Annotated in this window: 11 protein-coding genes and 1 tRNA gene; 7 read left to right on the top strand and 5 right to left on the bottom strand. The window is 71.9% G+C overall.

Going from position 1 to position 15268, the window contains the following annotated elements; all coding sequences use genetic code 11:
- Positions 1-82 precede the first annotated feature (82 nt).
- Together QSK37_RS02565 and QSK37_RS02560 are read left to right on the top strand one after the other, a co-directional pair.
- On the top strand, positions 83-1366 hold the full coding sequence (locus QSK37_RS02565; RefSeq protein ID WP_285617223.1) for an MGH1-like glycoside hydrolase domain-containing protein: 1284 nt from the start codon (positions 83-85) through the stop codon (positions 1364-1366).
- Positions 1367-1422: 56 nt separating this feature from the next.
- Positions 1423-1890 carry a hypothetical protein gene (locus QSK37_RS02560; protein ID WP_285567059.1) on the top strand — a complete coding sequence of 156 codons (468 nt, stop codon included), beginning with the start codon at positions 1423-1425 and terminating at the stop codon, positions 1888-1890.
- A 791-nt stretch (positions 1891-2681) separates the two neighbouring features.
- Here the strand turns inward: QSK37_RS02560 and QSK37_RS02555 are convergent.
- Positions 2682-2942 (bottom strand): YtxH domain-containing protein, encoded by a 261-nt coding sequence (locus QSK37_RS02555; protein ID WP_285617221.1) that lies wholly within the window; start codon positions 2940-2942, stop codon positions 2682-2684.
- Positions 2943-3076: 134 nt separating this feature from the next.
- On the opposite strand from QSK37_RS02555, the gene QSK37_RS02550 reads away from it, so the two are divergent.
- Both QSK37_RS02550 and sigE read left to right on the top strand, forming a co-directional pair.
- A tRNA-Asn gene (locus QSK37_RS02550) sits at positions 3077-3149 on the top strand.
- A 607-nt stretch (positions 3150-3756) separates the two neighbouring features.
- Complete coding sequence (gene sigE / locus QSK37_RS02545) at positions 3757-4362, top strand: RNA polymerase sigma factor SigE (RefSeq protein ID WP_285617220.1); 606 nt, start codon at positions 3757-3759, stop codon at positions 4360-4362.
- Between the two features lie 374 nt (positions 4363-4736).
- Here the strand turns inward: sigE and QSK37_RS02540 are convergent, their stop codons facing one another.
- Complete coding sequence (locus QSK37_RS02540; RefSeq protein ID WP_285617219.1) at positions 4737-5990, bottom strand: sulfite oxidase; 1254 nt, start codon at positions 5988-5990, stop codon at positions 4737-4739.
- 144 nt (positions 5991-6134) lie between these two features.
- Between QSK37_RS02540 and QSK37_RS02535 the strand changes: the two genes are divergently transcribed.
- The 3 genes from QSK37_RS02535 to QSK37_RS02525 all read left to right on the top strand — a co-directional run bounded on the left by QSK37_RS02535 (position 6135) and on the right by QSK37_RS02525 (position 8631).
- Positions 6135-7541, top strand: coding sequence for an FAD-binding oxidoreductase (locus QSK37_RS02535; protein WP_285617218.1), 1407 nt, complete (start codon positions 6135-6137; stop codon positions 7539-7541).
- Between the two features lie 8 nt (positions 7542-7549).
- Positions 7550-7789, top strand: a complete 240-nt coding sequence (locus QSK37_RS02530; protein ID WP_285617217.1) for a hypothetical protein — start codon at positions 7550-7552, stop codon at positions 7787-7789.
- 644 nt (positions 7790-8433) lie between these two features.
- Complete coding sequence (locus QSK37_RS02525) at positions 8434-8631, top strand: hypothetical protein (protein ID WP_285617215.1); 198 nt, start codon at positions 8434-8436, stop codon at positions 8629-8631.
- Here QSK37_RS02525 and QSK37_RS02520 read toward each other — a convergent pair.
- From QSK37_RS02520 to QSK37_RS02510, 3 genes are all read right to left on the bottom strand, one after another.
- Positions 8628-10991, bottom strand: coding sequence for an FAD-dependent oxidoreductase (locus QSK37_RS02520; protein ID WP_285617214.1), 2364 nt, complete (start codon positions 10989-10991; stop codon positions 8628-8630). The genes QSK37_RS02525 and QSK37_RS02520 overlap by 4 nt on opposite strands.
- 1 nt (position 10992) lies before the next feature.
- Entirely contained in the window at positions 10993-12087 is a 1095-nt protein-coding gene (locus QSK37_RS02515) for an alpha/beta fold hydrolase (RefSeq protein ID WP_285617212.1), read from the bottom strand.
- A gap of 133 nt (positions 12088-12220) precedes the next feature.
- Complete coding sequence (locus QSK37_RS02510; protein ID WP_285617211.1) at positions 12221-15121, bottom strand: helix-turn-helix transcriptional regulator; 2901 nt, start codon at positions 15119-15121, stop codon at positions 12221-12223.
- Positions 15122-15268 lie beyond the last annotated feature (147 nt).

Raw genomic sequence — 15268 nt, 5'->3', positions numbered from 1 at the left:
GACGCGGGTCGTTCCCGCTCTTTCCGGGACTTTGGGCGGATCGGGCATCGCCGACGGTCCGGGCGTTCCGTACGCTGTGATAATGGGGCTGCGGCTCATGGGTGACGAGACGGCCGTCTGGGAGGCCGCCGCACGCGTGCTCGACGCGAACTGGACCGGCACGGCCACCGTTCCCGCGCCGGGGCTGTACCCGCACCAGTGGAGCTGGGACTCGGCCTTCGTCAGCCTGGGGCTGGCCCGGCACCGGCCCGAGCGGGCCTGCATCGAGCTGCTGTCGTTGTTCCGCGGGCAGTGGGCGACCGGCCTCGTGCCGCACATCGTGTTCAGCTCCGGCGTGTCGGGCAACGCCTTCTTCCCGGGGCCGGAGTTCTGGCGCAGCGGTGCCCAGCCGGACGCCCCGCGCGGCGTCGAGACCTCCGGGCTGGCCCAGCCGCCGTTGCAGGCGCTCGCCGCGCTGCGCCTCGCGCAGGGCACCGGCGAGCACCGGGCGTTCCTGACCCGGCTGTACCCCCGGCTCGCGGCCCAGCACGCCTACCTCGAACGCGAGCGCGACGTCGCCGGGTTCGGGCTGGTCAGCCTCTGCCATCCGTGGGAGTCCGGGCTGGAGAACAGCCCGGCCTGGGACCGGCCGCTGCAGGCCGTCGACCCGCCCCGGTCACCGTTCTCGGGTACGCAGAGTCCGGACAGAGCCGTCGCCGACCGGCACGTGTCGCTCGTACGGTCGATGCGCGACGCCGGATACCGGGCGGAGTACCTACGTGACGACCACCCGTTCGTCGTGGAGGATCCGCTGTTCAACGCGGTCCTCCTCGCCTCGACCCACGCCCTCGCCGAGGTCGCCGAGCTCGCCGGCGCCGACCCGGGACCGCACCGCGAGGCGGCGCAGCGGATCCACGGGGCGATGCTCGACCGGCTGTGGGACGGCGGGTGCTTCCGCGCCCGCGACGTCCGTACGGACGAGCTCATTCCCGCGGCGACGGTCGCCGGGTTCATGCCGCTGCTGGACCCGGAACTGCCCGCCGCGATCGTACGGAGCCTGGCCGAGCTGCTGCTGTCCGCGCGGTTCGCCGGCGCGACGGGCTATCCGGTGCCGACGTGCGACGTCCAGTCGGCGGTGTTCGACCGCGGGGCGTACTGGCGGGGCCCGACCTGGGTGAACACGAACTGGCTCGTGTGGCTCGGCGCGCTCACCCACCACCTGGACGCGGTCGCGGACCTGCTGCTCGGCTCGACCCTGCGCCTGGTGCGCCAGTCGGGGTTCCGTGAGTGCTTCGACCCGTTCGACGGCACCGGCCGTGGCAGCCACGACTTCAGCTGGTCCGCCGCGCTCGTACTCGACCTGCTCGGCTCGCGGCGGTGCCGGTGAGGTCGCTGTGCCGACATGATCGCCGCTCGCCGGTAAAGGGACGGTAGCGTGAGCGCATGCGACTGACACGGCGGCGGAACCTGCCCGACGGCCTGACCCTCGGCAGAGGCGAACGGGTCCTGGCGGTCAGCGGTGACACGGTCGCGACCGACGCCGCACTGCACTTCCAGGACGGCGCGGCCTTCACCCGCCTGCCGTGGGAACGCGTCGAACAGGCCGCGTGGAGAGACGGCGTCCTCGCCGTACGCGAGGTCGGCGGCGGACGACACTCGGTCCACCTGTCCGAGCCCGGCTCGGTCCCGGAGACGGTACGCGAACGGGTCACCGCGACGGTCGTGGTGAGCACCCACGTGAAACTGCCCGGGGGCGGCGGCGTACGGATCGCCGCCCGCCGCCCGGCGAAGGGCAGCGGCGACCCCCGCTGGACTCTGGTCTTCGACTCGGGCCTGGACCCCTCCGACCCGGGCCTGCTCGCCCAGGCAGAACAGGCGATGGAGGAGATCCGCCGCCAGACGGGCCTGTAAGCCTCCCTGCCCGCCGACGGGCGTGCTGTGGGTGCCGTGTGTCTCGAGTGATCTTCAGAGGCTCAGCGGAGACAGGACGGCCGTCCGGGCGCGGGGCCGATTCGCCGGAGGCGCGCGGCCGAGCACACTCGCCGATCGGATCGGGGGCAGGCGGATCTGTGGAACGCGAGCCGGTCGACCTTGTTCCACCCTGCGGATCCGGTTGAGGCAGCGGCCGGCGATCGCGGCGAGGCGGAGTTCCGCTGAGGGGCGGGCCGTGTTTCGAGCTGCGCCGCTCGTACGGGGCCGGGGTGGGGCGGACCCGTGCAACGCGAGCCTGGCGGATCGGGGTGAGGCGGAGGTCCGCTGAGGGGCGGGCCGTGTTCGGGGCCCGTGCCGGATGTGCTGGGGCGGGGCGAGGTGCACCTGTTGGAAGGTGAGCCGTTCGGTCGTGTTCCGAGCCGTCTGAGGCTGCGAGATCCGGTTGAGGCCATGCCTAACGGATCGGGGGAAGTCGGTTGCCGGGTCGGGTGAGGCGTGGGTTCGCCGGGCCGGGCTGCGCGACACCACCGGCGACCACTTCGGCGTCTTCACGCCACGGCCGAGCGCCTGAGCTCAAGCGGGTGGGCGCGTCCGTCCGCCTCAACGGCGGGGCGCGGGGTGGGCCGGGCTACGGGTCCGTGCCGTAGGTGCCGGATCGGGGTGGGGGCGTTTGAGAGTGGGTGAGCCGGCGGACCCCGCATCGGGGTCCTTCCCGAGCCTGCCGGGTCAGGAACGATCGGTGGGGGTCCGCCGGCCGGGCTGCTTCGGGGTCAGCTGATGCCGGCGGTGTCCTGGCGGTTCCGGCGGATGCCGGGGACCCGGTCGTACACCTTGTCGCCCACCTTCTGCCGGGCCGTACCGGCCAGCTCGCCGGCCCGGGCACGCAGGATGCCGGCGGCCTCCTGGACGGTGGGGTTCTCCGCGACACGCCGGGAGAGCCGCTTGATCTGCTCGTAGCGCTCTCGTCCCGCATGTGTGCCCAGCACGTATCCGACGGCTGCTCCCGTGAGGAACCCAAAGCGATACTTCATGGCCATCTCCTCTGCCGGTCGAGTTAAGACATACCCCCCGCCCGCTCTGACAGTCGGGGAGGAAACGAGCACCCCTGGAATACGCTAACCTTGGAAGCCGTCGGGGCGACCGCCGCGAAGTGGCCGTCACGCGATCCTCCGTAGCTCAATTGGCAGAGCAGCCGGCTGTTAACCGGCAGGTTACTGGTTCGAGTCCAGTCGGGGGAGCGAGGCGGGTCATTGTGCTCGCCGAGGCGGGTCATCGTGCTCGCCGTCCCTTTCGGGCCCGGCTTCGCTCGGGCCCGTTGTGTTTGTCCAGGGGGGCGACCCCCTGGAACCCCCGATGCGGGGCTTCGCCCCGCGCCCCCTCGCGCCGCGCCCCTCGCCCCCTCGCGCCGCGCCCCTCGCCCCCTCGCGCCGGTTGCTCACCGTACTTTCGTCTCGCTTGCGTTCGCGGCCTCAAGGGTGACTCGACGGACCGTTCTCGGTATGGGAGTCGCTTGCGTGGGTACTGGCGGTTCGTCGCTTTGGTTGTGAGACCTCGGGGAACTCTTGTGTCAAAGTTTGATCACGAGTCGGTGAACCTTTCGCGGACTTCGGACGTATCAAGAGGTGGTAGGGATGCGTGTGCCTCTACTTCCAGAGGATGAAGCGGCACGCGTACCCTCTCCGCCCCGCGGTGGACGAGGGCCCGTCCAAGACCCGTCTGACGGGCGACGTTAGAGGAGGTGTGCGCTGCCATGCTTGAGACCGTGAGAAGGAATCGGCGGCCTTACATCGCTCTTACCTCCCACCCGCAAGACTCTGACGTACACACCACTCTCGGGGGTGACAGGTGAAGGTTGACTCGGCGGCATGGACGCCGCCCAGCTGGGACGGGATCGTGCGTGAACACTCCGCGCGCGTCTACCGCCTGGCGTACCGGCTGACCGGAAACCAGCACGACGCCGAGGACCTCACGCAGGAGGTCTTCGTCCGGGTGTTCCGGTCTCTGTCGAACTACACTCCCGGCACGTTCGAAGGCTGGCTGCACCGCATCACGACCAACCTGTTCCTCGACCAGGTCCGCCGCAAGCAGCGCATCCGCTTCGAAGGTCTCGCCGACGACGCGGCCGAGCGGCTGCGCGGCCGCGAGCCCAGCCCGGCGCAGGCGTACGACGACCAGCACCTCGACGGCGACATCCAGACGGCACTCGACGCCCTCGCCCCGGAATACCGCGCCGCGGTGGTCCTGTGCGACATCGAGGGCCTGTCGTACGAGGAGATCGCCGCGACGCTCGGCGTCAAGATGGGCACCGTGCGCAGCCGCATCCACCGTGGCCGCGCGCAGCTCCGCGCCGCGCTGGAACACCGGGCTCCGGAGGTCCGCAGCAACACCGCGCGACGCAAACCCCGCCGCGTCGGCCGCCTGCGCACCAACCCGGCCTTCACGACGCCCTGACACGGCGCCGCCACACGAACGCGCACGCCGTCACCGAGGCGAGAAGCGCCCTAAGGGGGTCTCGCCATGCCGGCCAGACCGACGACAGGGGATCGGTCCGGCGGGTGAGACAGACGTGCCGTTCCGCCTCGCCGTTGATCATGCCCTACTCCGGCGCGTGAGCCACGCCGTCGAGGTGAGGGCACCGCGCACGCGAGCCCCGGCGTGTCGGTCGCGCACGGACAAGATGATCGGCGCCGACGTCCGATAGTGCTCGGCGGTGCCGGACGCCCGCGACGGCGTGCGCCGGCAGCGCCGCGTCGCAGCGGCGGACCCGTACCCCGGCCATAGGCACGCCTCCGATACCGTCGGCCGTTCCCTCGGCTCAGACCAGCTCAGGCCACGGTGACCGGGTGCTGCACGACCGCGTCGAAGAGATAGCCGAGCGTGTTGTACTGCGCGGTATCCGGTTGGGTCGTACCCGCCGCGTCCGTCGCCCGTGCGAGCAGCGTCCGTGGCCCGGTGCCGTCGGGGCGCCACGGGAACTCCCAGCAGAGCCATCCCCCGGGCCTCTCCGGCCCGTGAGTGCGGGCGCGCTGCCAGCTCGTGCCGCCGTCGGTGCTCACCTCGACGCGGCGGACCGGTCCATGGCCGGACCACGACCGGCCGTGCAGCACGGTCGTACGGCCCGCGCTCAGGGTCGCGTTCCACGGCAGCTCAAGGGCGCTCTTGATCACCTGGCGCGCGACCGGGGCGCTGCCCTCGGGGGGATAGCCGGGTCCGAACAGGCGGTAGTACTGCGTGTTCCAGGGCGAGAACAGCGGGGCGTCGGACACCTCGATGTCACCGACCCATTTGATCGAGGAGATGCCAACCCACGAGGGCACCACCAGGCGTACCGGAAAGCCGTGGTCGGGCGGCAGGATCCGGCCGTTCATCTCGTACGCGAGCAGCGCGTCGTCCAGGGCCTTGGCGACCGGGATCGGGCGGCGTACCCGTCCGTGGTTCGTCCCGGCGTCGACATAGTCGGGGTCGAGGCCGCGCGGCATGACGTCGACGGCGTGCTTCGTCAGGCCGGCGCGGTCGAGCACGACCGACAGCGGCACGCCGCGCCAGCGTGCGACGCCGATGGCACCGAGCTTCCATGCGGTGCCGCTGACCTGCTGGTTCTGCTGGGTGGTGTAGAAGCTGCGGCCATTGCCGGTGCACTCTATGAACGCGCTGATCTCCCTGGCCGGCAGGCCGAGCAGGTCCTCGTAGGAGAACTCGACGGCGCGGTCGAGCGTGGGGGAGCCGTGCAGGCCGCTGCCGAAGAGCCGCAGCCGCCAGCTCCGTACGTCGATCAGAGGCGTGCTGGTGTGGTCGCGGACGAAGAACCGGTCGATCGGGGTGTGGTAGCCCTGGCCGCGCATCGCCTCCCAGCGCATCTCGGCGTTGCTGCCGTAGACGACGAACAGCTCGGGTGGCAGTGGTTTGACGATCGGCCCGGCGGCGGTGGCCACCGCCGGACGCGGTGCCATGCCGCCGACCGCCGCGCCGAGACCCGCGGTGGCGGATATGCGCAACAGGGCTCTGCGGGACATCGCAGTTCGTGCCCGCCACTGCGCGGCGCGCAGTCGGTCGTAGGCGGCCTCATCTCTCAGGTCCATGCCGCGATCCTCATTATGTAGTCTTTGTCGACCTAGATAGTAGGGATATTGAGGGTTCTGCGCGAGCGCATCGGCCGCTTGTGGTCCCGAGGTGTAGCGGGCGCTCGCCGGGTTTCGAGGGGGCGGTCGAATAAGGTGCCCCTTATGGCGGTGATGTCCGAAGAAGTGGTGGCCGAGCTGGAGCGTGCGCTGCCCGCCGGGCGGGTGGTGCGGGACGCCGACGTGCTGGCGTCGTACTCACATGATGAGGCGGAGTGGGCGCCGTACGGGCGGCCGGCGGCGCTGGTGCGGCCGCGTGAGACGGCCGACGTCCGTGAGGTGGTGGCTCGTTGTGCCGCGCGCGGGGTTCCGGTCGTCGCGCGGGGTGCGGGTACCGGGCTCTCCGGTGGGGCCAACGCTCTCGACGGATGCGTGGTCATCTCCTTCGAGGCGATGAACGCCGTGCTGAAGATCGATCCGGACGAGCGGCTCGCCGTCGTCCAGCCCGGTGTCGTGAACGACGACCTGCGGAGCGCGTGCGCCGAGTACGGGCTGTGGTATCCGCCGGATCCGGCGAGCGCGCCGTGGTCGACGATCGGTGGGAACGTCGCGACGAACGCGGGCGGGCTGTGCTGCGTCAAGTACGGCGTGACCCGCGACTACGTGCTGGGGCTGGAGGCGGTCGTCGGGCGCGGTGACGTCGTACGGCTCGGGCGGCGGACCGCGAAGGGCGTGGCCGGGTACGACCTGGCCGGGCTCATGGTCGGCTCCGAGGGGACGCTCGGGATCATCACCGAGATCACCGTACGGCTGCGGGGGACGCGGGCGGCCGAGCGTACGGTCGTCGGGTACTTCGACTCGCTGGTCACCGCCGGTGAGGCCGTGGCCGCGGTGGCCGCCGCCGGGATCGTGCCGAGCGCGCTCGAACTGATCGACCGGCACTGCCTGCGCGCGGTGGACGAGTGGCGCAACATGGGGCTCACGGACGGCGGGGACGTGCTCCTGCTCGGCCGGTGTGACGCTCCCGGCCAGGCCGGCGAGGAGGAGGCCGACGCGATGCTGGCCTGCTTCGAGTCGGTGGGCGCGACGTGGAGCGCCCGGTCGACGGACGCGGAGGAGGCCGAGGCGCTGTTCGCCGCGCGCCGCCTCGCGTACCCGGCGCTCGAACGCCTCGGCCCGGTGCTCTCCGAGGACATCTGCGTGCCGAAGATGCTCGTCCCGGAGATGCTGGCGCGCATCGAACGCATCGCCGGCGAGCACGACACCCACATCGCCAACATCGCCCACGCCGGTGACGGCAACCTGCACCCCCTGATGATCACCTCCCCGGACGACGAACCCGCGCGCCTCCGCGCCCAGGCGGCGTTCGAGCGGATCATCGACGAGGCGATCGACCTGGGCGGTACGGTCACCGGCGAACACGGCGTCGGCCTGCTGAAGCGCCGCGGCCTGGAGGACGAGGCCGGGCCCGTGGTCCTCGACATGCATCGCGCGATCAAGCAGGCTCTCGACCCGGCGGGCATCTTCAACCCCGGCAAGGTCTTCGCCGTCGACGGTCCGCTGAACTCCTGACGACTCCCATGCTGTCGGTCATCGAGACGCCGGCACAGACCGAGCTGATCGCCCGGCTGAAAGAGATGCGAGACCAGGCGATCGAACACGCCCGGATCACGCAGGAGCCGGCCCGCGAGCGCCGCCGGATCATGGAGCGGTTGCCGGCGGAGGGGTTCAAGCGGGCGTACCTCGCCCGTGAGCTGGGCGTGACGCGGCAGGCGATCCCGAAGATGATGGCCGTCGGCCGGAAGGACCTCCGCGCGTGAGACGCAAGGGGTGCTCTACGACGTCGGCCGCGTGATGTACGGCGACTGGCGACCATCCCGATCTCGTCCGGCGCGAGCTGCGCCGAGGACCTCCGCTGCACGGCCGTGAAGATCTGCGGCCGCGCGCTGGACCGGCTGGTGGGTCTCCGACCTGTCGCCGGGACGGGCGCTGGACCTGGGATGCGGCGAGGGCGGTGACGCCGGCGAGGTCGCGCTGGACCTCGGCCTGGAGGTGTGGCTCTCACGTGGGGCCGCGACCCGGCGACGACCCTGGGATGCGTCACGGCCACCGCCCGCGCGGCGCGGACGTTGGACCGGCGAAGGCCGGGCTCGGCGGTGTTCAGCGTCGGCACCGAACTCAGCCTGTTCATGCGCGGGTTCCGGCCCGGCCCGGACCTTTCGGAGCCGCGTCCGCCATGCCTCGGCCGATCCGATGGCCTCCGGCGGAACCCCTGCCTCAGAACCTTCCTGAGCGGTGCCGTCCGAGCCGGTGGACCGGAGATCGTTCGACATCATCGGCGTGCACCACTACTGGGACCGGTACGGCGAGATCCGCGAGCACTGGTCGGCGAAGGGAAAACCGGTCGTGGTCACCGAGTTCGGCTGCCGCACCCGCACCGGCGGCGCGGACCACCGTGAGCATGGTGCCGCACCTCGTCCCCGGTGTGCGCCGACCGCGCCGGGCCCGAGACGGAACGCCCCCGCGTCCGGACCGTGCACAACGAGACACCTGGGCCGAAAGCCTGGTCCGGCAGCTGACCGTGCTCGACGGCGCGGGTGTGGACGGGGCCGTCATCCGTCCCTTCGCCGGCTCGGGGGACGCCCGCCACTACGCGGGCTAGACGGTCGGGCGGTAGAGGTCCCAGAGCTCGCCGAGGAAGAAGCCGGCGAAGCGTTCGAGGGCGCTCGGGCCGTGTGGGCCGGTGGTGCGGAACGTCGTCAGCTGACGGGCGAAGTCCTCCACGCTCAGATGCAGGATGCCGGCGCCCGCGATGGCGGCGGTGTCGTCTTCGCCGTCCGGGACGTGCCCCTCCATCAGGCGGAAGTAGAGGGTGGTCGTGTCGGGCCAGACGCGGCTCGCCGGGTGGTGGCGGATGTCCTTCCACCCCGAAAGGGTGCGGGGCCGGTTCTTGTCGTCGGTGAAGTGCAGGCGGTATCGCATCAGGCGGCGATCCGGCGCGTCTCCCGGCGAGAACAGGTTGAACCAGCCCCGCTCGACTTGACGCCGGCCCCCGCAGACGGCGGCGTCAATCCATCCCTCGGCCTGAGCGGTGTGCTCGGGCTCCTTCAGAAAACGCTCCACGTCGTCGACCGTGATGGTGAGCCGGAAACCGAGCCTGCGCCCGGCCTCCCGTCCGGCTGCCTCCCCGGCCCCTGGAGCGTTGACCCCGTCGGTGTAGAACCCCTTCATCTCCTCGGTGAACGACAGCGACGTGCGATCCGGGGAATCCCCAGATTTCTCCGGCTCGCACGCACTGTCGTTCACCGACCCCCCGACCGGACCCGTGCGAACACGGCCGGTCGTCTCGAGCAGGCGCGTGGACAGGCGATCCGCCAGCGCCGCGATCGTCAGTGACGGGTTGGCGCCGACCGACCCCGGCAGCGCCGCACCGTCGGCGATGTAAAGACCCGGGAAGCCGTACACCTCACCCCACGGGTCGCAGACCCCCTCGCCGGGATGACGGCCCATCGGCGCGCCGCCCAGCGGATGCACGGTCACGATCCGCTTGCGGAACCAGATCGGGTTGTCGGCGTAGCGCGCGCCCAGCACATGGGCGATGCGTCGCATCGTGGCCCGGACCCGGCCGAAGTAGGCGTCGCTGGTGTCGGGGTTCCAGCGGACGTCGAGGTTGCCGCCGCGCAGCCGGAGCAGGCCGTCGGGCACGTCGCGGCCCATGCCCAGCAGCGGCAGCGAGCTGACCGACAGCGCCCCGTCGCCGATCAGCTCCGACAGCTCCTTGGAGGTGCGGCTCTGCGGCGCGTGGGAGATGAAGGCGCAGAATCGCTCGAACAGCACTCGGGCCATGCGGGCGATCTCGTGCGTGACGTCGGCCTCTTCGACCATCCAGTCGACGAAGGAGGGGTAGCCGCCGTCCTGGATGTAGGCGCCGCGCCCGCTGGCGCCGTCGACCTCGTCGGGCAGCCGGATCGCGCTGGTGATGACCGGGCCGCGGCTCGCGTCGAGCGGGCGGATGCGGGCGCGGTCCTTGGCCCGGAGCAGGAACGTGAGCAGGTCGCCGTTGCCGGAGAACCGCGTGCCCAGCGCCTGGCTCAGCCCGGGGAACCGCTCCCGGTCGCGCAGCAGGAGGTAGGACGTGCCGTAGGTGCCGGCGGCCAGCACCAGCCGGTCACAGGTGATCGTGCGCCGTGGCAGCCTGCGGGCCTTCTCCTCCGGGTCGTGTACGACGTAGTCGACCGCGTAGCCGCCCTCCGGACGCGGCCGGATCGCCTTCACCTCGTGCAGTGTGCGCAGGTCGGCGCCGTGGTGTTTGGCGGCGGACAGGTAGGTGTGGTCGAGGCTGTTCTTGGACCCGTCGTTGCAGCCGATGTTGCACTCGCCGCACAGCCGGCAGGAGACGCGCTGCGTGCCGTGCAGGTTGCCGTACGGCCGGTCCGCCAGCGGCAGGCCCAGGCCCGGCGCGGCCCCCGGCTCGGGGGCGAAGCTGACCGCCAGCGGCGCGAGCTGCCAGTCGAGCCCGAGCTCGGCGGCGGCGTCCTGCATCGCGTGCGTCTTGGGCGTGGCGGCGAACGCGGGATGCTCGAGCGGGTACGGCGTGGCACCGAGCATGGTCTCGACCGCGTCGTAGTGCGGGTCGAGCTCGGCCCGGCTCACCGGCCAGCACTCGTACCCGCCGCCGGGCAGCGCCTCCTCGTCGACGAACCAGCGCTCGTCCTTGCGCAGCAGGACGTTCGCGTAGATCAGCGAACCGCCGCCCAGCCCACTGGAGACCACCGAGTCGAAGCCGCGGAAGCTCCACACGTCGAACAGGCCGTAGAGCTGCTCGGCGGGATCCCAGAAGGCACGGCTCATCTCGGCCGGCGTGCGGGCGAAGCTGCCCGGCGGGTAGTCACGGCCCCGCTCCAGGACCACCACGGACCGGCCGGCCTCGGCCAGCCGGTACGCCGTGACCGAGCCCCCGAAACCCGACCCGACGACGACCGCGTCGACGTGCTCGGCGTCGGCGCGTTCCGCCGCGTGCATGTCAGGCGGCCTTTCTCTTGAGGAAGTCGACGATCTTCGGGAACACGTCGATGTGGGAGTTCTTGCCGATGAACGGGTCGATGTGCCCGTAACCCGGCAGGATCGCCAGCTCGTGCAGGCCCGGGGTGATCTCCTCGAGCAGCTTGTAGCAGTACGCGTTGGCGTCCGGGAAGACGTGGTTGTGGTCGCCGGCGATGAACAGGATCGGCGTCGTGATCTCGGCCGCGTTCGCGAGGTAGTCGTCGGGCAGGTCGGCGTGGCGGGAGTCGGACGGGTCGTACTTGACCGCGTGCCCGGCCCGCGCCATCTTGCGGACGTGCCGGTAGTAGTGCGCGCCGGTGGCGCTCAGCAGGTCGGCCATCCGTTCGTGGGTGACCGGCAGGAGGTTCGCGTGCTCGTAGAGGGCGGGACGGCCGCTGCCCCACATGAAGCTCGCCATGTGGCAGGCGCGCACCTCGCACTCGCGGTGGAACAGCGACACGAGCCGGGAGAGCAGCCACGCGCGGGTGAGGGGCGGCGCGTCCCCGAAGCGCGGGTCGACGAACGGCAGGCCCAGGAGGTACTCCTCCGTCGCCGGACCGAGCGCGAGCTTGATCCGGGACCAGGTCGGCGGCCGGGGCGTGAGCGAGACGCTGTTGGTGGTGAAGCTGGCGATGCCGTCGACCGCTCCGCCGAACAGGCTCATGGCGAACGCGATCCCGCCGGTGCAGTGCGCGACGACGTGCACCCGCCGGTCGCCGACGTGCGACCGCAGCTCGGCGAGCGCGGCCGGGAAGTCCCAGTGGGCGATGTCGTCGAAGGTGTAGCGGTGGGTCTCGGCGTCGTACGGGAAGCGGCTGCTCATACGGAAGTCGAGCGTCCAGACGTCGCTGAAGCCCTCGTCGAGGAGGAACCCGGCGAAGTTACGGTGCTCGGGCATGATGAACATGTCGCTGGACGCCGTCAGCCCGTGGAGAAGCAGCACGACGTCGTCGCAGTCGGCGCGGTGGAACCGCGTGAGGTACAGCCCGAGGCCGTCGGCGGTCGTGAACGGATGCATCGTGGCCCGCGCGTCCGGCACGCCTTCGAGCGTGTATCGGGCGATGCGCTTCTCCATGGTCTGTCTCCCCCGTGGAAGGACGGGTCTCATCATGCCGAGGGCGGCCGATCCCGTGTGTCGTGGAAAACACTGACTTCTACGCTCACCTGCGCCTGCGTGCCGGCCGAGGGGGTCGTGCGGCGCGCGGGGGTCAGTCTTCGGCGAGCCGGGCCAGCGCGTTGACCACGCCGACCCTCGATGTGACGGCGAGTTTGGTGAAGATCCGGGACAGGTGGGTCTCGACGGTCCGGACGCTGATGAACAGTTTCTCGGCGATCTGCTGGTTGGTGTGGCCCTCGGCGACCAGGGCGGCGACCTCGTACTCGCGCCGGGACAGCCCGTGGGCGCCCCGGCCGGTGGCGCCGGGCACCCGCACGCCCTGCCGCCGGAGCTCGCGTACGGCCTGTGCGTAGAGCGTCCGCGCCCCGCAGGCCTCGAAGAGCGCGCTCGCGGCGCGCAGTTCGTCCCGTGCGCGCTCGCGCTCGCCGACCTCGGCGTACGCGAGGCCGGAGGTCAGCCGCGCGCGTCCGGCGTCGACCCGCAGCTCGGCTCCCTCCAGCACCTCGGCCGCCTCGCGGGCGGTCCCGGCCGCGGCGAGCGGGTCGTCCGTCCGCTGAAGGTGGGCGCGCGCCAGCCCGGCGAGGCCGACGTTCGCCGGGACGCTCGGGTGCGCGAGCTTGGCGGCCCGCTCGACCCACACTTGCGCTTCGTCGCACCGCGACCGTTCGGCCTCGATCCGCGCCATCACCTCACAGCACGCCATCAGCGCGGCCGGGTCGAGCTTGGGCCGGACGAATCCGTTGCAGGCCGTCACCAGGGCCTCGGCGCCCTCGTCGACCCGTCCGGCGTTGACGAGCGCGAGCGCGTGGACGTACTGGGCCATCGCGCCCCACCACTCGACCGTGTCGGCCGACCTGGCCATGGCCTGCTCTCCGAAGCGCAGGGCCTCCTCGTCGTCGCCGGTCCAGCTCGCCACGAGGCACTGCTGGGTCATCGCCATGACGAGCTCCTGGCCCGTGCCGAGCAGGCCCGCGACCCCGGCGGCCTCCTCGGCGGCGATCGCCGCGTCGGCGAGCCGGCCGAGCATGACGAGCGTGCGCGCCTGGCCGGCCATCAGGTGGGGGACCATGTAGCTCTGGCCGGTGGACCGGGCGATCGCGATGGCGCGGTCGAAGCGCCGCCGGGCGCTCTGGTGCCGCCCCATCATCGTCTCGGTCCAGCACAGCCAGGTGATGATGTCCATCCACTCGGCGATGTGCTCGTCGGGAGCCGCGGCGACGAGCCGGTCGGCCCGGTCGATGTGCCGCACCGCGTCGGCGATGCGCCCGCCGGCCAGCAGCGGCAGCGGGCGCAGCGAGGCGCTCGCCATCTCCAGGCCGGGCTCCCAGTCGGGCGCGCTGTCGGGCATCAGGTCCAGCACCGCGTTCGCGGCGCGGAAGTCGCTGCGGATCAGGCTGTCGGCGACGAGCCGCAGCCGCAGTCGTACGGCGGCCGCCGAACGCGGGTCGGAGATCCGGTGCAGCTCGTCCAGCAGCACGGTACGACCCTGGTGCGGGCGGCCGAGCATGCGTTCCATCAGCGCACAGACGCGGGCCGCCCGCGACCGCCGGGAGATGTCGTCCGGCGCCAGCAGGCGCAGCGCGTCGCGCGCCATGTCGCGGCCGCTGGTGATCTGGCCGCTCACCGCCTGCACGGTGGCCAGCTCCAGCAGCAGCTCAGGCCGTGACTCGTGGTCGGTCGGCATCAGCCGCAGTCCGGCACGGAACCAGTGCGCCGCGGTGGCGGGCGCCTGCGGCGCGGCGGCGCGCGCCGCCTCGACGAGCGTGGCGATCGCGGTCTCGTCCCCGAACCCGCCGGAGCGCTCGACGTGCCGGGCCCGTACGGTGGCGGGCGCGCCGAGCCGGGTCAGATGGGCGGCGATCCGGGCGTGCGCGGCGTGGCGCCATCCGGCCGCCGCGGACCCGTACACGGCGTTGCGGACCAGCGGATGACGGAACCGAAACCGGCCCGGCGAGGCGGGCCGGACGATGTCACGGGCGGCCAGCTCGCTCAGCGCCTCCAGCGCGACGGGCTCGGGTTTCTCGGCGGCGACCGCGGCCACGGCCGGCTCGAACTCGTCGGCGGCGGCGGCGCCCGCCTGCGCCACGAGCAGCGCGGTCGCCGACAGGCCGTCCAGCTCCATCTGCAGCGCCGCGCGCACCGGCGCCGGCAGCTCGTCCTGGTCGACGCCGTCGCCGGCCGCGGACCGGCGAGCACCGGGCACGCCCTGGTCCATGCGGGCGAGCGCCTCCAGGTAGAACGGGTTGCCGCCGCTCTCCTCGTACAGCCGCCGCCGCAGCTCCGGGCTCGTGCCGGGGCCGAGGAACTCCGTGACCTCGGCCTCGCTGAGCGGACCCACCGTGATCTGGCGGCCGTGCGCCTCGTTGAGCGCTCGCAGCCGCGCCGACGCCTGGGCCGGCCGGTAGGCCACGGCGATGAGCACCGGGCCGTGCGGCGGGTGCCGCAGAAGGTGGTCGAGCAGCTCGACCGAGCTGTCGTCGGCCCAGTGGACGTCGTCGAGGATCAGGACCAGGCCCGACTCGGCGGCCAGCTCACCGAGCAGTTGCCGCACCGCCCGGTAGAGGCGGTACCGCGCCAGGCCGGTCAGGTCGGTGCCGTCGTCCTTCCCGCCGGGCAGCGCCGGGAAGATCGTGGCCAGCAGCGAGGCGGCCTCCTCGCCGACGCCGTCCGGCAGGCCGTTCTCCTCCAGGTGATCGTCGAGCGCGTCGATCACCATGCCGAACGGCATCTCCTGCTCGAACTCGGCCGCCCGGCCCGCCAGGGGGAGCATGCCGTGGCTCCGCGCACCGGAGACCAGCTCGGCGAGGAGTCGTGTCTTTCCCGCACCCGGCTCGCCGGCCAGGCCGACCAGCGCGAACGTGCCGTCGATCGTGTCGAGGAGCCGGCCGAATTCGGCGAGGACCTCGCGGCGCCCGACGAGCGGGGGGTTCGCTTGACTCCCTGGGCCCGCTGCTGACGGTGCACCGGTCGGTCCGCTGGCACGCCAATGCATAGGAAATCCTTGGGGTGGCGGGTACCGCGGGCATACCGAGTCCGAGGATTGGTCAGCGGCAGTTTACCGAGATCGGCCGTCACTTCCTGTGTCAAAGGCCTGACTCTTTATGACCGGTTCCGTACGGGTGGTCCCGTTCGGGCGCGC

The sequence above is a fragment of the Actinoallomurus iriomotensis genome, assembly GCF_030269445.1.
Taxonomy (GTDB): Bacteria; Actinomycetota; Actinomycetes; order Streptosporangiales; family Streptosporangiaceae; genus Actinoallomurus; species Actinoallomurus iriomotensis.
Note: the sequence above shows the minus strand (reverse complement) of the source record. Positions and strands in the feature narration are given on the sequence as shown.